This window comes from Aggregatibacter sp. 2125159857, from assembly GCF_017798005.1.
Lineage (GTDB): Bacteria > Pseudomonadota > Gammaproteobacteria > Enterobacterales > Pasteurellaceae > Aggregatibacter.
The window spans coordinates 1,732,489-1,749,578 of record NZ_CP072548.1 but is presented as its reverse complement, the minus strand read 5'-3'; the positions used below and the strand labels follow the sequence as shown (position 1 = coordinate 1,749,578).

General features: G+C 42.0%; 19 protein-coding genes and 1 tRNA gene. 12 read left to right on the top strand and 8 right to left on the bottom strand.

Translation table 11 applies throughout. The annotated features are described in order from the left end of the window. Positions 1–50: 50 nt before the first annotated feature. The 4 genes from recR (at position 51) to J5X96_RS08510 (ending at position 3,215) form a co-directional block, all read left to right on the top strand. On the top strand, positions 51–653 hold the full coding sequence (gene recR, locus J5X96_RS08525) for a recombination mediator RecR (protein WP_021615662.1): 603 nt from the start codon (positions 51–53) through the stop codon (positions 651–653). Positions 654–682: 29 nt separating this feature from the next. After that, positions 683–2,605 (top strand): DNA topoisomerase III, encoded by a 1,923-nt coding sequence (locus tag J5X96_RS08520; RefSeq protein WP_209363067.1) that lies wholly within the window; start codon positions 683–685, stop codon positions 2,603–2,605. A gap of 158 nt (positions 2,606–2,763) precedes the next feature. Then, positions 2,764–3,111, top strand: coding sequence for a preprotein translocase subunit SecG (gene secG / locus J5X96_RS08515; protein ID WP_209363065.1), 348 nt, complete (start codon positions 2,764–2,766; stop codon positions 3,109–3,111). An 18-nt stretch (positions 3,112–3,129) separates the two neighbouring features. Continuing rightward, positions 3,130–3,215, top strand: a tRNA-Leu gene (locus tag J5X96_RS08510). Positions 3,216–3,609: 394 nt separating this feature from the next. On the opposite strand, the gene lipA is transcribed toward J5X96_RS08510, so the two are convergent. The 5 genes from lipA to J5X96_RS08485 all read right to left on the bottom strand — a co-directional run bounded on the left by lipA (position 3,610) and on the right by J5X96_RS08485 (position 8,440). Beyond that, the gene (lipA, locus tag J5X96_RS08505; RefSeq protein WP_209363064.1) at positions 3,610–4,572 is read right to left on the bottom strand and encodes a lipoyl synthase; all 963 of its coding nucleotides are present in this window, start codon (positions 4,570–4,572) and stop codon (positions 3,610–3,612) included. A gap of 66 nt (positions 4,573–4,638) precedes the next feature. Then, positions 4,639–5,277 carry a lipoyl(octanoyl) transferase LipB gene (gene lipB, locus J5X96_RS08500; protein WP_209363062.1) on the bottom strand — a complete coding sequence of 213 codons (639 nt, stop codon included), beginning with the start codon at positions 5,275–5,277 and terminating at the stop codon, positions 4,639–4,641. Positions 5,278–5,384: 107 nt separating this feature from the next. After that, positions 5,385–6,722, bottom strand: coding sequence for an exodeoxyribonuclease VII large subunit (gene xseA, locus J5X96_RS08495; protein ID WP_209363060.1), 1,338 nt, complete (start codon positions 6,720–6,722; stop codon positions 5,385–5,387). A gap of 6 nt (positions 6,723–6,728) precedes the next feature. Continuing rightward, positions 6,729–7,916, bottom strand: coding sequence for a cupin domain-containing protein (locus J5X96_RS08490; protein WP_021615655.1), 1,188 nt, complete (start codon positions 7,914–7,916; stop codon positions 6,729–6,731). Positions 7,917–8,137: 221 nt separating this feature from the next. After that, a complete protein-coding gene (locus tag J5X96_RS08485) occupies positions 8,138–8,440 on the bottom strand; it encodes an RnfH family protein (RefSeq protein WP_021615654.1) in 303 nt (100 codons plus the stop codon). Positions 8,441–8,612: 172 nt separating this feature from the next. Between J5X96_RS08485 and J5X96_RS08480 the strand changes: the two genes are divergently transcribed. Continuing rightward, a complete protein-coding gene (locus J5X96_RS08480) occupies positions 8,613–9,029 on the top strand; it encodes an EamA family transporter (RefSeq protein ID WP_021615653.1) in 417 nt (138 codons plus the stop codon). A gap of 35 nt (positions 9,030–9,064) precedes the next feature. On the opposite strand, the gene J5X96_RS08475 is transcribed toward J5X96_RS08480, so the two are convergent. The 3 genes from J5X96_RS08475 to ybeY are packed head-to-tail and all read right to left on the bottom strand — an operon-like array spanning position 9,065 to position 11,683. Next, entirely contained in the window at positions 9,065–9,250 is a 186-nt protein-coding gene (locus J5X96_RS08475) for a DUF5363 domain-containing protein (protein ID WP_021615652.1), read from the bottom strand. A 49-nt stretch (positions 9,251–9,299) separates the two neighbouring features. After that, entirely contained in the window at positions 9,300–11,222 is a 1,923-nt protein-coding gene (locus J5X96_RS08470) for a tRNA(Met) cytidine acetyltransferase TmcA (RefSeq protein ID WP_209363058.1), read from the bottom strand. Further along, a complete protein-coding gene (gene ybeY, locus J5X96_RS08465; protein WP_209363056.1) occupies positions 11,219–11,683 on the bottom strand; it encodes an rRNA maturation RNase YbeY in 465 nt (154 codons plus the stop codon). Before ybeY ends, J5X96_RS08470 begins: the two co-directional genes overlap by 4 nt. A 472-nt stretch (positions 11,684–12,155) precedes the next feature. Between ybeY and J5X96_RS08460 the strand changes: the two genes are divergently transcribed. The 7 genes from J5X96_RS08460 to J5X96_RS08430 all read left to right on the top strand — a co-directional run bounded on the left by J5X96_RS08460 (position 12,156) and on the right by J5X96_RS08430 (position 17,086). After that, positions 12,156–12,380 carry a Flp family type IVb pilin gene (locus J5X96_RS08460; RefSeq protein ID WP_209363054.1) on the top strand — a complete coding sequence of 75 codons (225 nt, stop codon included), beginning with the start codon at positions 12,156–12,158 and terminating at the stop codon, positions 12,378–12,380. 90 nt (positions 12,381–12,470) lie between these two features. Next, complete coding sequence (locus tag J5X96_RS08455; protein WP_209363053.1) at positions 12,471–12,680, top strand: Flp family type IVb pilin; 210 nt, start codon at positions 12,471–12,473, stop codon at positions 12,678–12,680. An 81-nt stretch (positions 12,681–12,761) separates the two neighbouring features. Continuing rightward, complete coding sequence (locus J5X96_RS08450; protein WP_209363051.1) at positions 12,762–13,202, top strand: prepilin peptidase; 441 nt, start codon at positions 12,762–12,764, stop codon at positions 13,200–13,202. Between the two features lie 34 nt (positions 13,203–13,236). Then, complete coding sequence (locus tag J5X96_RS08445; protein WP_209363050.1) at positions 13,237–14,037, top strand: flp operon protein C; 801 nt, start codon at positions 13,237–13,239, stop codon at positions 14,035–14,037. Between the two features lies 1 nt (position 14,038). Then, positions 14,039–15,442 (top strand): type II and III secretion system protein family protein, encoded by a 1,404-nt coding sequence (locus J5X96_RS08440; RefSeq protein ID WP_209363048.1) that lies wholly within the window; start codon positions 14,039–14,041, stop codon positions 15,440–15,442. Further along, on the top strand, positions 15,439–15,942 hold the full coding sequence (locus J5X96_RS08435) for a hypothetical protein (protein WP_021615644.1): 504 nt from the start codon (positions 15,439–15,441) through the stop codon (positions 15,940–15,942). Before J5X96_RS08440 ends, J5X96_RS08435 begins: the two co-directional genes overlap by 4 nt. A 13-nt stretch (positions 15,943–15,955) precedes the next feature. Beyond that, entirely contained in the window at positions 15,956–17,086 is a 1,131-nt protein-coding gene (locus tag J5X96_RS08430; RefSeq protein ID WP_209363046.1) for a pilus assembly protein, read from the top strand. Positions 17,087–17,090: the final 4 nt, after the last annotated feature.

The window sequence follows — 17,090 nt, the reverse complement described above, 5'->3', positions numbered from 1 at the left end:
TTGATCCTAAAAGTGCGGTTTCTTTTTTTATCAAATCGATTGAGAACGCAATGCAAACCAGTCCATTATTAGAAAATTTGATCGAAAGCTTACGTGTATTACCGGGCGTCGGCCCGAAATCCGCACAACGTATGGCGTATCATTTATTGCAACGTAATCGTAGTGGCGGTATGCGTTTGGCACAAGGACTAACTGAAGCTATGTCAAAAATCGGGCATTGTGAGCATTGTCGTACTTTCACGGAAGAAGAGGTTTGCCATATTTGCAACAACCCTCGTCGTCAAAATTCGGGGTTGCTTTGTGTGGTGGAAATGCCGGCAGATATTCTTGCCATTGAGCAAACCGGGCAATTTTCCGGGCGTTATTTTGTGCTTATGGGGCATTTATCGCCATTGGACGGCATTGGCCCACGAGAGATCGGCTTGGATTTATTGCAAAAACGTTTACAAACAGAGTCCTTCAAGGAAGTGATTTTGGCGACAAATCCTACAGTTGAAGGCGATGCCACGGCGAATTACATTGCAGAATTGTGTTTGCAACAAAACGTCAAAGTCAGCCGCATTGCCCACGGCATTCCGGTAGGCGGTGAATTGGAAATGGTGGATGGCACCACATTGACCCATTCTTTCTTAGGTCGCCGTGAAATCGGCTAATCTTTTCTCTCCTCTGCGTTTTCTTGTTTATGCGACTTTTTATAGCAGAAAAACCGAGCCTTGGACGCGCGATTGCGGATGTTTTGCCGAAACCGCATCAACGCGGTGACGGCTTTATCAAATGTGGTGATAACGACTGTGTGACCTGGTGTGTAGGGCATTTGCTGGAACAGGCAGAACCCGATGCCTATGATGCGCATTTCAAACAATGGCGCTTAGAGGATTTGCCGATTGTGCCTCAAAAGTGGCAGTTAATTCCGAAAAAAGAAACCTATAAGCAGCTAAAGACTGTTGAAAAGTTGGTGCAGCAAGCAGACATCCTCGTCAACGCAGGCGACCCGGATCGTGAAGGGCAGTTGCTGGTGGACGAAGTATTCAGTTATCTCAATTTACCGCCTGAAAAACGCAATGCCATTCAGCGTTGTTTAATCAGCGACTTGAACCCAAGTGCGGTAGAAAAAGCCATTAAAAAATTACAACCGAATCGTGATTTTGTGCCCCTTGCCACCTCCGCGTTGGCACGTGCGCGCGCCGATTGGCTCTATGGCATTAACATGACACGGGCTTATACCATTCGAGGCAGACAGGCAGGTTATAATGGAGTGCTTTCCGTTGGGCGAGTGCAAACGCCTGTACTTGGCCTTATCGTACGCCGTGATTTGGAAATTGAACATTTTCAACCAAAAGATTTTTTTGAAGTGTTGGCTTGGTTGCGTGACCCAAAAGAGGAAGAAACACCGAAGAAAGCTACCGCACTTTTTTCTGCGTTGTGGCAGCCGAGCAAAGCCTGTGAAGATTATCAGGATGAGGATGGGCGCGTGTTATCTCATGCGTTGGCAGAAAATGTGGTGAAACGCATTACCGAGCAACCAGCGGAAGTAACGGATTATTCGGATAAACGGGAAAAAGAAACGGCACCGTTGCCATACTCCTTATCCGCGTTGCAAATTGATGCCGCCAAGCGTTTTGGCATGTCCGCACAGGAAGTGCTGGACACCTGTCAACGTTTGTATGAAACCCATAAATTAATTACGTACCCGCGTTCCGATTGTCGTTATTTGCCAAAAGAACATTTTGCGGATCGCATGACGGTGATGAATGCTATTTCTACCCATTTAACCCCATTTCAGCCCTTGCCTGAAATTATCGATCCTGAGCAAAAAAATCGTTGTTGGAATGATAAAAAAGTCGAAGCGCACCATGCCATCATCCCGACGGCAAAGAACCGCCCGGTGAGTTTGAGTCCGGCGGAACAACATATTTATTTTCTGATTGCTCGACAATACCTCATGCAGTTCTGCCCGGATGCAGAATACCGTAAATGTAAAATTACTTTGAATATTGCCGGTGGGACTTTTGTGGCGCATGCTCGCAATTTGCAAATTGCCGGTTGGAAACAGCTTTGGGGCAAAGAAGACAGCGACGATGAACAGCAAGATACGCTGCTGCCGGTCGTCAAAAAAGGGCAAATGTTGCATTGTGAAAAGGGTGAAATTATCAGTAAAAAAACGCAACCGCCGAAACCCTTTACCGATGCCACCTTGCTTTCCGCCATGACAGGCATTGCCCGCTTCGTGCAAGACAAAGTGTTGAAAAAAATCTTGCGGGAAACCGATGGTTTAGGCACGGAAGCGACGCGTGCGGGCATTATTGAATTGTTGTTTAAGCGTGGTTTTCTCTATAAAAAAGGGCGTAATATTCACAGCACCGAGGCGGGACGAATCTTAATTAATGCGTTGCCGGATGTGGCAACACAGCCTGACATGACGGCACATTGGGAGTCACAGCTTGATGGTATTAGCCGTAAACAGGCGAGTTATCAGCAATTTATGCAAAACCTCACACAGCTTTTGCCGGAATTATTGCATTATATTAATTTTTCTGCGTTACGCGAGTTAAGCCGGCATAATCAAGATATGAAAAAGCGAGCGCCGAGATCCCAGAAAAGTTAACGAAGTTAAAAGTGCGGTCGTTTTTCAAAATGTTTTTACTGAGTGAATTTGCACCAAATAGCGTAAAAATACATAAAACAGCTTGCGAAGTGCTAAGATATTCGCTAATATCTGCGCCGTTATTTTTCATTAGAATTTGCTAAATTAGAGAAGATAAAATGTATTCAGCGTTGTTAATCCTTTATTTGGTTGTTTCCATTGCCCTTATTGCGTTTATCTTGTTACAACAAGGTAAAGGCGCAGATGCCGGTGCATCTTTTGGTGGTGGCGCATCCGGTACCGTGTTCGGTGCAGCCGGTGCAGGTAACTTCCTTTCTAGAACAACGGCAGTTTTAGCAACAATTTTCTTTATTATTAGTATCGTTATCGGCAACATCAATTCACACAAAAACAATGTAAAGCAAGGTGCATTTGATGATTTATCCGGTACAGCTGAACAAATTCAGCAACAACAGCAAAAAGCACCGGCTGTGTTAGATACAAAAAATAGCGATATTCCTCAGTAATAAAATTTATCGAATTAAGCTCTGGTGGTGGAATTGGTAGACACGCTATCTTGAGGGGGTAGTGACCGTAGGTCGTGCGAGTTCAAGTCTCGCCCAGAGCACCAACTTAGAAAGACCGCAAAATTGCGGTCTTTTTTATTAACTTCGATCCGTAACGATTTCGTACGTAGAGTGCATCTTAATGCACAACCAACCACGCACGGAACATTATTTAACCCTTTCGGACATTCACGATTTCGTGTGTAGCGTGCATCTTGATGCACGACCAAACCACCCACAAAATGTTATTTAACCTTTTGAGTATTCATGATTTCGTGCAACAAGTTGCACGCTACGATTCACTAAAATAGAAATATGAAAATAGATATTTCCGGGCGGAAGGATTTTTTTGCCAACACAGTGGGTTATATTGTTACGCATAGAGAATAGATAAAAAAATCTGCGCATTAAGACGAGTGAATTAATGCGCAGATTTATTTTATTTATTAAATGGGGACGTTACTTCACCAATCCACCACTGGCTTGCAAGTCGGCATGGTAGGAAGAACGGACGAACGGGCCGCAAGCAGCGTGTTCAAAGCCCATGGCTTGTGCTTTTTCGCGGAACATATCAAATTCTGCTGGAGGCACATAACGGGCAACCGGTAAATGGTGTCGGCTTGGTTGTAAATATTGACCGATCGTGAGCATAGTAACGCCATGATCACGTAAATCCTGCATGACTTCTAAAATTTCTTCGTTGGTTTCGCCTAAGCCCACCATTAATCCTGATTTGGTCGGAATATTCGGGAACATGGCTTTAAATTCTTTCAGCAAACGTAACGACCATTGATAATCCGCACCCGGACGAATTTCACGATATAAACGTGGCACATTTTCCAAATTGTGGTTAAACACATCCGGCGGATTGTCTTTTAATTTTTCTAATGCCAATTCAATGCGTCCACGGAAATCCGGCACCAAAATCTCAATTTTAATGTTTGGATTTAAAGCGCGAATTTCGCGTACGCAATCGGCAAAGTGACCGGCACCGCGATCAGGTAAGTCGTCACGGTCAACGGAAGTGATCACCACATAACGTAACTTCATATCCTGAATAGTTTCCGCTAATTGACGCGGCTCATCGGGATTCGGGGCTAGCGGTTTGCCGTGTGCCACATCACAGAACGGACAGCGACGAGTACAAATCGCGCCAAGAATCATAAAGGTTGCCGTACCATGATTAAAACATTCATGCAGGTTCGGGCAAGAGGCCTCTTCACAGACGGAATGCAATCCGTGACGGCGCATACCGGATTTAATACTTTGAATTCGCGCGCCATTGGCGGGAATTTTGATTTTCATCCATTCCGGTTTTTTCAGTAATTCCTGATTAGGATCGATATTTTTTACCGGAATAATAGAGGTTTTGGCGGCATCACGATATTTAACGCCGCGCTCCATCTTAAAAGGTGTTCCCATTGAAATTCCTTATATTGCGAGTAAATGGCAAGGGTAACGAGATTAAACGGTAATTCACTAAGACTGTTAATGATTTGTTACATTATACCCTAACAGCGTGGAAAAATGCTTAACTAATTGGAGGGAAACTTGGTGGCAATCTGCCCGCTCACTGCCAATGAAATCCGCCAGTTGACACATTTCTAATCCGGCATAACCACAAGGATTAATTTGATGGAAAGGCGTTAAATCCATATTGATATTAAACGCTAAGCCGTGAAAAGAACGACCATGGCGAATGCGCAAACCGAGAGAACAAATTTTCTTACCATCAATATACACACCGGGTGCATCCGGTTTCGGATAGCCTTCAATGCCATAATCTGCCAATGTTTTCACCACCGATTGTTCAAGTGCGGTCACTAATTGACGCACATTTAAATTCTCATGGCGCTTAATATCAATCAGCACATACATAATTTGTTGCCCTAAGCCGTGATAAGTGATTTGCCCGCCGCGATCTGATTGTACCACCGGAATTTCCGTACGTTGCAATAAATGCTCCGGTTTGCCGGCTTGACCTTGAGTGAATACCGACGGATGTTGCACTAACCAAATTTCGTCAGGCGTATCTGCCGTGCGATTATCGGTAAACGCCTGCATGTTATGCCATACATGTTGATAATCTTGGATACCGAGATTTCTTACAATTAAAGTAGGTTGCATAATTTTTCCTTTGCGTGAGGAATGAAGGTAAATAAAAATCCGATTTATTCATTTTTAAACGTGCTTTATGCCTCTCTGTGGTGTTGGCAAGCGGACAAGTCAAAATATCATTCTTTTTCTTCTAATCGGATGACTTGGCTGATGATATCGCCATCGGGCAGTCGGGTTTTGATTTGTTCACCGACATTCACGTCTTTCATCGAACGAATCGTGAAATTTTGTTGATTTTGTGTAATAGAGTAGCCACGCGCCAATACTTTTAACGGACTTAAACTATCCAGCTTGCCACACAAATGTGCTAACTGTTTTTGCTGAAGACTGAGTGTTAAATTCATGTGAGAATTTAACCGCACTTTTAGTTGCGCAAGCTGCTGTTCATATTGTTGTAGGCGTAATGGAAGCGGGTTTTTATACAATCGTATCGAAAGTGCGGTCAGATTTTCCGCCTTTTTTTGCCAACGATGACGTAAGCTTTGTTGCAATCGATGGCTTAACTGCGTGATGAGCTGTTGTTGAATACGCAGTTGCGTCTGAGGATGTTGATTATGTAATCGCAAAGACAGATGTTTTAGCTTTTGTTGCTTTTCTGCAAAGAGGCGATCTAGGGCAATTTCAAGACGCTGCCGGCGATATTGAAGTTGTTGTAATAATTCCGTTTGATTTCGACTGACCAATTCTGCGGCGGCAGAAGGCGTTGGTGCGCGGACATCAGCGACAAAATCCGCAATAGTGACATCGGTTTCATGCCCTACCGCACTAATCACCGGAAGATGAGAATGAAAAATGGCACGCGCCACAATTTCTTCGTTAAAACACCATAAATCTTCTAAGGAACCGCCACCACGGCCGACAATTAGGACATCCACTTCTTGCCGTCGATTCGCCAGTTCAATCATTTGTGCAATGTCAGTGGCGGCATCTTTGCCTTGAACGGCGGTCGGATAAATGATGATTTTTAAGCTGGGATCGCGGCGTTGCAAAATGTGTAATATATCCTGCAATGCCGCGCCGGTTTTTGACGTGATAATCCCTACCGCCTTGCTAAAGTGCGGTAGGTTTTTTTTGAGATGTTGGGCAAATAACCCTTCTGCCGCTAACTTCAGTTTTAATGCTTCAAATTGCTGCATTAATAACCCTTCACCGGCTAAATGCATGCTTTCAATAATGAGTTGATAATCGCCACGAGGCTCATACAAACTCACATTAGCACGCACCAACACTTGCATTCCATTGGTCGGACGAAAGCTTACACGCAGATTTTTCATGCGGAACATCGCGCAACGCACCTGAGCGTTTTCGTCTTTCAAACTTAAATACCAGTGACCGGAAACCGGTTGGCTAAAGTTAGAAATTTCACCGGTAAGCCAAACGGTACCCAGCTGATTTTCCAACATCAATCGCACAGATTGATTGAGTTGGCTGACAGAATAAATGTTATCGGCCATAAGTGATTATTCGTATAACAACGCCCAGCCGTCATCCAACCAGTTGCAGATGCTGTCAAATAATACGTCAAGCGACACAGCATTATCGGCGTCGGTTAATTGACACAAGAAAGCATAATCAACGGCTTTACCATCGGCGAGATGTTTTAAAATTGCCGCTTCGGCAGGGCTTAATTCATCTAACCATTCGCCATTGGCATAAAGACGAAGAGGGCTTGTGGTATAAACTAACTTACAGTTATTGTCTTGCAGCAATTTTCCGCCTTGCTCAAAGGTTTCTCGAACATCATCAAGATCGGCAATGTCTTCCGTGGCAAGCAATTCATAACGTCTGCGGCTGACGGTGGTCGCCAAGGCGTGTTGGAATAAGTGATCGAATTGTGTTGACTGTGCAAGTTGTTGCAAGAATTGCTGTTTTAATTCTTTTACGGAATCAGCGGTTAATTCGCCGGTGTTTTGCACAGGTGGCGCAAGTCGGAACGGAATGGCTAATTCGCTGACATCCAAATCTGTATGGCAAAGGCTTTGTTCAAGGTTGTCAAATAAATCGGCACTATTCGGATAGCGTAAACCAAAAGAAACGGTTAAGCAGTCATCTTGTGCAACGCCATAATGAGATAAGCGAGAAGGCACATAAAGCACATCACCCGGTGCTAAAACTTCATCAAAAATGATATCGCCCATATCATCGAAAATACGGATCGGTTGATCGGCTTTGAATTCGGTAGTTGGGTCACACCATTTACCTAACTGCCAGCGTCGGTGACCATAGGCCTGAACGAGGAAAACATCATATTCGTCATAGTGTTTTCCAACAGAACCGCCTTGTGGCGCGAAAGACACCATAATATCATCACGTTGCCATTGTGGAATAAAGCTAAATTTATTCCAAAGACCACCTAAAGTTGGCGACCATTGTTCTAAATTTTGCACTAAAACAGACCATTTCTCAGGCAAATTTTCAAAATCTTGTGCGGATAATGGGGCTTTATGCAGTTCCCAGTGATCTTCAGCGTGTTGTTTTACTAAACGCGCAACAACTTCATCTGTTTGGGCAAGTTCCAAAATATCATCGGGCAGAAGTTGACCGATAATTTCCGGTAGTCCGTTACGAATTAAGAGCGGTTTTTTTTGCCAGTAATCACGTAAAAAGATTTCTGGCGTAATATCGAATGGAAGGCAGTTCTTGTTCATTTTGAATCCCTTATTAAGCTGTGAAATAACAGGTTTGATTCACTGGCTCATCGGCTAATCATCGGCGAATCGTTGACAAGCGTGGATAAGCAAGAATTGAATCAAGGTTGCGGTCAAATCGTTTGCCCGAATAATTATGGGTTGGGCTTGCGACTTGAACCTTATAGGATGGCACCCAAATAACTCGCTTAAAATTGGGGGAGATTTGCGATCTTTCCCAATCAGGATGATTTATTTTTCTTTCCTTGTTCTTCAGCGCGTTTACGCCGAATTTCTTTCGGATCGGCAAGGAGTGGGCGATAAATCTCAATACGATCGCCTTCTTTGAGCAAATCCGTCAATTTCACGGGGCGACTAAAAATACCCACCTTATTGTTGCGTAAATCAATGTCGGTGAATTGTGTTAGGATTCCCGATTGCAAAATTGCTGTTTGAACCATTGTGCCGTCATCTACCGTAAAGGCTTTTAAATAATAATGATTTGGCAGGGCATAAGCAATTTGAATTTTAATTTTGTGATTCATGAATCCGTTTATCCGTGGTGAATACGGCGTGATCAATTCCTGTTTACATCACAAGAAAGGATCAATGCCGTACAACATTGTGTGATAAAATGCCTAGGCTATAGGTTAAAAGCCTGGTTAAAAAGGCGGGCACATTATACTGGAAAATAGGCAGAAACTTTAGAGGAAAAACATGAATTGGGTAGGGTTTGCGATCGGTTCCGCATTTTTTGCCGGTTTAACGGCAATTTTAGGCAAGTTAGGCGTAGAAGGGTTAAACAGTAATCTTGCAACATTTATCCGCACTATCGTCATTTTATTTGTTGTGATAGCGATTATTACAATGCGAAATGAATGGCAACTGCCGCAGCATATTGCCGCCAAACCGGTCGTTTTTTTGGTTCTGTCCGGTGTGGCAACAGGGCTTTCATGGTTATGTTACTACCGCGCCTTACAATTAGCACCTGCTTCTTGGGTGGCGCCGATTGATAAGCTCAGTGTGGTGATTGCGATTATTCTTGGGGTGGTTGTTTTAGGCGAACCTATCAGTATGAAATTAATTCTAGGCGCAGGGTTAATTTTATCGGGAGTCCTTGTTTTAGCCCTATAATATTGCCATAGGCTGCGTTTTGCGCAACCTACCCATTACGAATGTTGAATATCATGCGGTTTCTTTTCCGGCTTCTTTTCTGGTTTCTCGGGATCTTCATCAAACTTCACCACAGGCACACAGCCACGGCAAGTGCCTTGATCGATACCGGCTTCTTTACAGAAATCAGAATAGGCTTCCCATGCGCGTTTCACCCAACTTTTTTTGCCTTCTTCGCTCATTTTTGTCTCCTTCGTTTTTTATTTTTTTTAAATTGTTAAGGGATTGTTATCATAAAAGGACAGCATTTTTTTGCAACCATTTCTTCACTTCCAAACGACAATTTTCTAACCATATTTTCTTATTCGGTCTTTTTTCCGGCTGTTTGCAATAATCTGCCAACAAGGGGAAAGGCGCTTCACCTGCCGATGTGATTAAACGCCGAATGGACGGCAAGGCAGAAGATAACGGCAGGAAAAAATTGGCAAAATCGGTTAACGATTGCCAATCTGAGCTATCCAGCGTCCAAGCTATTTCTGTTCGAGTAAACTGTGTCGCCAGCGGATGGAAAGAAAGGGGCAAATTACGTTGAAATTGTTTTTCTGCCCGTTGCACGAATACCCGCCCTTCCTCACTCAAAGGACACAACGCCACCACAGAATAACAACCGCTGCTGGCTTCTTTGCTTTCGCTAAAATGCACCAAAATAAAACCGCACTTTTGCCAGAATGCCAATAGTTCCGGCGTGTAACCAAAACTGACGGAAAGAAAATCCACTGTGCCCTGTTGTTTTATCTGCGCAATTAAACGCTGTCCAAGCCCCTGTTGTTGCCAGTTGGGTTGCACGGCGATACGGGAAATGCGCAAAGAACGCAATTCACACGCCTCCTCCAATCCTGCTTGGAAACACAACATTTGCGCCACCAAATTGCCATGCGGGCGACGTTCTCCACGGCGAATTTGGCGAATTAACGTTTTGTCCGTCAACCCGCCTTCCGACACCGCCCATGCGCAACCAAGCAAGGAATCCTGTGCTTGAGCAAGGTAAAATTGCTGCTGTGGTGCATCCAATAAACGGCGTAAATCCAAAGGCGAGGTTCGATAATGCGCCAAGGTCAGTAAGCCGTAAACAGATTCAATTTGATCATGAGGAATTCGTTCACAATGAGAAATTTGGATCTGCTCCGCAAGCACAGAATCATAAGGCGGCTGTGGCAGACGATCTTCGCAATCGCACAGCAACAGGTCGTCAATAAACGCTTCCAGTTTGTCATCCGCCTGCCAACGTAACGGCGTAAACAGTTCAACATGGCGCAAAGTGCGGTCGGTTTTCGCCATGAATTTTAATAAGAAGCCTCTGCCCGTGCCTTCGTAGCTATGAATGGTGGTCGTCAACACAACGCGTTTAAAAGCCTTAGTTAGACGAAATAAGATGTCTAGCGGAATCATCGCCGCTTCGTCCACAAACAACCAATGATTGGCAAAGTGTTGTGGTACGTCGCTGAGGTTTTGGCTGAGTTCATCAGGCGGCATAAAGGTGATATCCGCCCCGGCAAATGCATTGAAAATATTGACCGCACTTTTATTCGGTGCAGTGAGAATCACTGGCTGGTTTTGTACCACTTGCTGTTTGGCAAAGAGCCCCGCCAACGCCGATTTTCCGCGCCCACGTTTTGCCGTGATGATCAGAATCTCCTCCTCAGCTTCTGCCATTTGTTGCAATAAATGAGCTTGCTCTAAAGTAGGTTGGCAATGGGTTGAACGGTCTTTTTGAGGCTTCGGCGAGGCAAGATTTAACAGCGTATTTTGATAAACAGGAAAACCGTATTTGGCGATTTTTTCCTGTAAAAAGGCGATAAAGTGCGGTGTGTTTATGGCGTATTTTTCGCCCGACCAACGCAGGCTGTCGCAGTCCGGTTGGTTGGCTAAATCTGCCCAATAATTCAACAACAATAATAGCTTACCACCATCCTGCAACGTGCCCGCCGCAATGGCGAGGGCATCCAAGTGAATGCCTTGTCGTGCGTCATAAATGATGGCAGGAAATTCACTGCCAAGCAGATTTTTCGTTTTGCTAAAAGGAAAATAGGATGGAGTGGCAAAGTGTGGCGAAACATCGCCAATCCAGACCGCACTTTTAAGTGAAAGGTTGTGGTTTAATTGGTGGGCAAGGAAGTCATCCTCGCCCACTAAAACGAGGAGTTCTCGGCTCATTTCTCGCTCAAATACGGATCTGCAAAGCCCAGCCCTGTCATGATTTGGGTTTCTAGGCTTTCCATTTCTTCCGCTTCGTCATCTTCAATGTGATCATAACCAAGCAAATGCAAGCTGCCGTGCACCACCATGTGCGCCCAATGCGCCATGAGAGGTTTGTCTTGTTCCTGCGCTTCACGCTCTACCACTTGGCGGCAAATCACCAAATCGCCGAGTAACGGCAGCTCCACTTCATCAGGGCATTCAAAAGGGAAAGACAACACATTGGTCGGGCGATCTTTGCCGCGATAATTCAAATTTAAGGCATGGCTTTCCGCTTCATCCACAATGCGCACGGTCATTTCCACTTCATCACTCTGCGGTTGTACTGCGGCTGTTGCCCATTGTTCGATTTGTTCTGCGGTTGGCAAGCCGCTTTCTTGTTCGCAAGCAATTTGTAAATCAATGATCATCTTACCCATTCTACTCTCCTAAATTCATTGTGATTTCTGACCGCACTTTTCTTTCTGCGTTTTGGCGCAATATGGATTGTTCAGCTTGATTCAAGCATAGCATGCCGCCTAAAGCGGCGCCAATATAGCATGAACGCGAACAAAACTCAGTGAGTTTTTATGTTTAAGTTGCTGGTTTTTTATGCACAAAAGCATCATTTTTTATCTATGAACGTAATGAAATATTAGAATTGTAAATTTTATGTAAAAAATGGCAAATGTTATGTTTTGATGTGTATAAAATACTATTTAACCATCTGATTTTATTATGTATTGTAGCGATTTTACGGTTTGGCGATAACGTTTGCATTTTATTTTTGAATCACTATAATAGGCCTCGTTCAGTTAATTAGGTAGGCTGGTTAAGTGAACTGGAATTGATTAATAATTCAAACAGACTTGTTCATTTTAAATCTAAAATCTCACATTAGGAGTATTAAAAATGTTAAACGCATTAACTACTAAAGCATACGTTAAAGTTACCGAAGCAATCCGTTCTTTCAAAGAAAGCGAGCATGGTGTTACTGCAATTGAATATGGTCTAATCGCTGTGGCTGTAGCGGCAATGATCGTAGTTGTGTTCTACAACCAAGGTGGTTTCATTGATGCATTGAAAACTAAATTCGCTTCATTAACAACTAAAATTAAAGCTACTGGTGTTAACTAATAATTTAAGTTGGTTTTATATCTGAATTTAAGAGGCCTCCCGAGTAGAGGCCTTTTTAACAACTTAATTTAAGTAACGGGGTATTTTAGCGTGAATCTTTTTTTCTTAAGACTAAAAAATATATTTGGTGAATTTAAATCCTCAGAAAAAGGTGTAACCGCCATTGAATACGGCCTTATTTCGATTGCTATTGCAGTGATGATTATTGCAGTGTTTTATGCGTTTCCCAATATAGTGTCAACAATTAGAAATGACCTTATAGCCGTTGCTACTATCGTGATGGGACAGACGTTCCAATAAATTTCTTAAATTAGAATATGTTGAATATTTTCAACGAAGTAATTGTTAATATTTATTAACTTAAAATAAGTGTTTGACACAATGAATTATATAATTATCGCCTTACACATTGTTTTAGTTTGCCTCCTCCTCAGGTTATGTTACACGGACGTTCGAGACCGGGTTATCAGTAATCGTGTCGTTGCATTATTATTTTTTATTGTTGTTCCTCTTAGTTTGTTACAATACCAATCTATTTTTCTCGTTCCGGCTCTCTTGGCGCTTGTGGTCGGTTTTGTCCTTTTTATGTTGCATGTAATGGGCGCAGGTGATATAAAGCTTATAGCAGTGTTGATGCTCATGATTCCCTATGAACAGATAATTTTCTTCTTCTTCTTTACAGCCTTTGCCGGATTACTTCTAATTATCATCGGTTGGCTTTTTTACCGTAAATCAATAAAAGAGCGCGGATTGCCTTATGGGGTAGCGATTAGTCTTGGATTTCTAACGAATTTGGCATTATCGAGCGTGCCTAGTGCTTGATAATGCTTTTTATTAAAACAAAAAGGGTAAAAAAATGAACTATAGAACTCTCTTAATTATTTCATTGCTCATACTGTTTGTGGGTATAGCAGGTATTATGTTTTTGCCTAGTGGCGATGAAACACCGGCTCAGCAAGTTGCAGAGCAAGTAGAACCAGAAAAGAAAGAAGAGAAGCTAATTTTAGTTGCTCAGCTGAAACGCGATGTGAACAAAGGTCGCTTATTACAAGCAGAAGATTATGCACTCAACGAAATGACAGTTACTGTTGATAGCCCGTTAGTCAGTAATGATTTACGTGATTTGTCAGTCAATAACAGTTTGCAGGGCTTCCTGGTATCTGAGAATTTATCTTCAGGTTCTTTCCTATCACCTAAGGCCCTTCTTTCACCAAACGATCCTGGTTTTTATACGGCAAGTTTAAACCCGAATCAGGAAGTGGCCTATCGCGTTTATATTCGACCTGAAGATGCTTATATTCTTACTACGGTAAGTGGTGGGGATTATGTGTCTGTGTTTAACCAGCAGATTGCAAGTGATTCTCGAAATTCAAACGAACGAAAAAATCTTATTAAGGTGGCACCAAGAGTTTTAGTGTTACAGTCAAAAACATTCCCATTACCAAAAGACGATGAAGGGAATATGAGAAAGCCGGATGATGGTTTTTCTTCCGAACAGGAGTATGTTGGATTTATTGCATTAAAGGTAACAGGTGCACAAGCAAAGAATTTTTATTCACTAGACAAAGACTCTAAACTAGTGGTATTACCTGCCGAGAATAGCTCTCAGTACATCGATTCCCGTGGCACATTCATTAGAAAATTAAGAGGTCTATAAAATGCCAACTTTGAACCATATTTTTAGAAAAAAACACATTATCTCCGGTCTAATTTTATGTGCTTTTGCTTCTTTTCAGGTTTCTGCGCAAACGTTTCCTATGGAGAAGGGGGCAACGCGTCTTGTTCAAACAAAAGAAAAAATAGACACAATTTTTGTTTCTTCTCCTAATGTGGCAGATTATGAAATTTTAGACGATAACACTTTTATTATTTATGCCAAAGATGAAGGACGCGCTGAAGTGACGTCTTTTGGTGAAGATGGTCGTCCTTTGACATCAGACACTGTGAATGTGGATTCGGTTGTAAGTAGTATCACTGATACAAATAACCAACTTAAGGCCCGTTTCCCGAACTCTAATCTTTCTGTTAAGAAGGTTGGTAAGGCCTATGTGATTGAAGGTAAAGCAAAAACACAGGAAGAAAGTGATGAGGTTCACCGTATTGTTGGTGAGGCTATGGGAGGAAAAAGAAAAGTCACCGAGACTACGTTAGGTAATGAAACGTTCCCATTTTTAGATAAATACAGCTATGACAATGTGGTTGATAATTCTAATGTTGGTGATGCCACACAAGTTAATGTGAAATTAACGGTTGTGGAAGTGAATAAAAAAATATCTGAAGCAATGGGGATTAATTGGAGCCATGCTCAAGGACGTGGACCTTTAAGTGGTAACGGAAGTGCGGTTTTTGGCGGAAGTTTCGGTTTTGGCGGTGGATATAATGGCGCGCAAGGCGGATTGACTATTACTGCACCAGGGCTTGCGGCTTTCATTAACGCCTTAGATGACCAATCAAACGGTAAAATTTTGGCTGAGCCAAATATTTCTATGCTTTCAGGTGAGACTGCGGATATTTTGATTGGTGGTGAAGTGCCATTTGTACAGCGTGATAATAACGGCCATGCAACAGTCATATACAAAGAATTTGGCGTTAAATTATTAGTGGCGGCTAAGGTACAGAAAAATAATCGAATTCGGTTGGTCCTCAATCAAAGCGTAAGCGCTATTGCCGGCAATTACAATTTTGGTAACGATGGTAGTATTCCTTACTTCAATACGAGAAGGTCAAAATCTTTGTTTGAGGTAGCTGATGGAGAAAGTTTCATCATTGGAGGACTGTTTAGCGCTACAGACATTGAGGGGATTAATAAAATCCCTGTATTAGGTGATATTCCAATTCTTGGTTCGTTCTTCCGCAGCGCAACAACAAGTCGAGATAAGAAAGAATTGATTATTGTGGCGACAGTGAACACTGTCAGACCGGTTGATGAGAAAGATGTGGTATATCCAACATTCGAACAAACCGGCACAATGGAGCGCTATTTCCATACAACGCCATTAAAAGATGGCTACCATAATACGTTAACAACCAATTTCTTAAAGAATAGTGGGTTTATCCAATGAGTAAGTTAGCTTTTAATACATTTTTAGCATTGATTGGTGTTTCTGTATCGCTACATACTTTTGCATCAAGCGAATTAGTTCAAGATGCTTCCGTTGCACAAGCAACGCAAAATAGTGAGTTTAATCGGGTTGAGTTGATTAATCGATATCCTTTAGCAACGATTACCGAACGTGATTATACGATTCTCTTAGATACCATTATTCGTGATATTGGTAGTAATAAAAAGAAGAAGGTAAAAATTATTTGGCATACTTCCCCTGCTAAAACGAAAGCGGAAGCACTACATACTGATTTAGTTAAAGCCGGTATTTCTAAGAATGCTATTCAGATTGTGGGTGGAAAGTATAAAAATACAACTTATCCTCTTTATGTTGAAGTGAGCCAGTATGCTGCGAAGAAAGCAACTTGTCGCGCTCGCTATGGAGAGTCTGTATTTTGGAATCCGAATGAAACGTCTTGTGCATTAAAAAGCAATGAACGTATTCAATTAAAGTATTAAAGTAGGTATTTATATGTTATTACTGGATCAAGAAACAGTTTCGTTTGATAACGCAAGAATTATTGCTGTCGTTTCTCAACGCGAAAATATCTTAAGCGAAGTCGCTCAAGTTTTACGTACAAGAGGCTTGGAAAATATTGAAATTGTTAAACGGAATGTTTTTGTTTCTTCTGAAGGCTTGTCTTTTGCTGCGGAAAATTATGTAGGCGTAATTATTGATGCTGGCAATGAATCAAATAATAAAACAATTATTGATCATGTCTTTAGTGTTGTTCCCCAAAATGTTTGGTGTTGTGTTGTTGGTGATAGTGATTCTATTTCGTTATCTCAAAAATTATTAGGGGAAGGTGTCTTATACTTTAACTCTCACACGCAATTAATCCAGATGGCTGATAAAATTGTCTCTGGCGTCAATATTCCGAGAGTAAGAGATACTGTAAAAATTGCTATTTTAGGTTGTAAAGGCGGAATCGGTACAAGCTTAATTAGTGCGCATATTGCAAGTGAAATCGCACGAAATAAAGCGGTTCCAACCTTATTAGCTCAAGGGCTAAATGGATCTCACGATCTTGACCTTTTATTTGATAAACGTTTGTCTAATAGTATTACTGAGGGCGTTCCTCATCTTGATTTATTTGATGGTAATCTAGAGCAACTCTCTAAAGCGGTGTTAGATAAATATAACTTTATTATTTACGATCAGGCACTTTATAACGTGCATAAGGATGATTTTTCTCATTTTTTAAATGAGTACAGCAATGTTGTATTAGTTGTAGAACGAAAAATTAGTTCTTTGAGAGTAGCCAAACAGTTTTTAGATGAGTGCGAGCGTATCCGTAGTTCACAAGGAAAACCTATTAGAACATTTGTCTGTATATCAGATAGCCGCCTTGAAACCTCTAAGTTAATGGCGAAAAGTGATATTCAAGTGTTATTAGGAACGCAAATTGATGGTGTAATACCGTTTATTAAAAATACCAATACAAAAACAGTATTAGATATTAATCTTGGTAAAGAGGGGAAAAAAGAAATGAACTCTTTAGCCATGAAAATTATAGGTGCCGTTTCACGTAATAGTAAATTAGGTGAGAAAGAAAAGAAAAGTCTATTTTCTCAAATCCTTGAAAAACTCATTAACAAGTAGAATA

Excerpts from the sequence above, each read along its gene's own strand:
- J5X96_RS08475 (WP_021615652.1), bottom strand. The coding sequence starts at position 9,250 with ATGAGCGAAGAAGGCAAAAAAAGTTGGGTGAAACGCGCATGGGAAGCC.
- lipB (WP_209363062.1), bottom strand. The coding sequence starts at position 5,277 with ATGCAACCTACTTTAATTGTAAGAAATCTCGGTATCCAAGATTATCAA.
- J5X96_RS08470 (WP_209363058.1), bottom strand. The coding sequence starts at position 11,222 with ATGAGCCGAGAACTCCTCGTTTTAGTGGGCGAGGATGACTTCCTTGCC.
- secG (WP_209363065.1), top strand. The coding sequence starts at position 2,764 with ATGTATTCAGCGTTGTTAATCCTTTATTTGGTTGTTTCCATTGCCCTT.
- recR (WP_021615662.1), top strand. The coding sequence starts at position 51 with ATGCAAACCAGTCCATTATTAGAAAATTTGATCGAAAGCTTACGTGTA.
- J5X96_RS08440 (WP_209363048.1), top strand. The coding sequence starts at position 14,039 with ATGCCAACTTTGAACCATATTTTTAGAAAAAAACACATTATCTCCGGT.
- J5X96_RS08520 (WP_209363067.1), top strand. The coding sequence starts at position 683 with ATGCGACTTTTTATAGCAGAAAAACCGAGCCTTGGACGCGCGATTGCG.
- J5X96_RS08460 (WP_209363054.1), top strand. The coding sequence starts at position 12,156 with ATGTTAAACGCATTAACTACTAAAGCATACGTTAAAGTTACCGAAGCA.
- lipA (WP_209363064.1), bottom strand. The coding sequence starts at position 4,572 with ATGGGAACACCTTTTAAGATGGAGCGCGGCGTTAAATATCGTGATGCC.
- J5X96_RS08435 (WP_021615644.1), top strand. The coding sequence starts at position 15,439 with ATGAGTAAGTTAGCTTTTAATACATTTTTAGCATTGATTGGTGTTTCT.
- J5X96_RS08485 (WP_021615654.1), bottom strand. The coding sequence starts at position 8,440 with ATGAATCACAAAATTAAAATTCAAATTGCTTATGCCCTGCCAAATCAT.
- ybeY (WP_209363056.1), bottom strand. The coding sequence starts at position 11,683 with ATGGGTAAGATGATCATTGATTTACAAATTGCTTGCGAACAAGAAAGC.
- J5X96_RS08480 (WP_021615653.1), top strand. The coding sequence starts at position 8,613 with ATGAATTGGGTAGGGTTTGCGATCGGTTCCGCATTTTTTGCCGGTTTA.
- J5X96_RS08430 (WP_209363046.1), top strand. The coding sequence starts at position 15,956 with ATGTTATTACTGGATCAAGAAACAGTTTCGTTTGATAACGCAAGAATT.
- xseA (WP_209363060.1), bottom strand. The coding sequence starts at position 6,722 with ATGGCCGATAACATTTATTCTGTCAGCCAACTCAATCAATCTGTGCGA.
- J5X96_RS08445 (WP_209363050.1), top strand. The coding sequence starts at position 13,237 with ATGAACTATAGAACTCTCTTAATTATTTCATTGCTCATACTGTTTGTG.
- J5X96_RS08450 (WP_209363051.1), top strand. The coding sequence starts at position 12,762 with ATGAATTATATAATTATCGCCTTACACATTGTTTTAGTTTGCCTCCTC.
- J5X96_RS08490 (WP_021615655.1), bottom strand. The coding sequence starts at position 7,916 with ATGAACAAGAACTGCCTTCCATTCGATATTACGCCAGAAATCTTTTTA.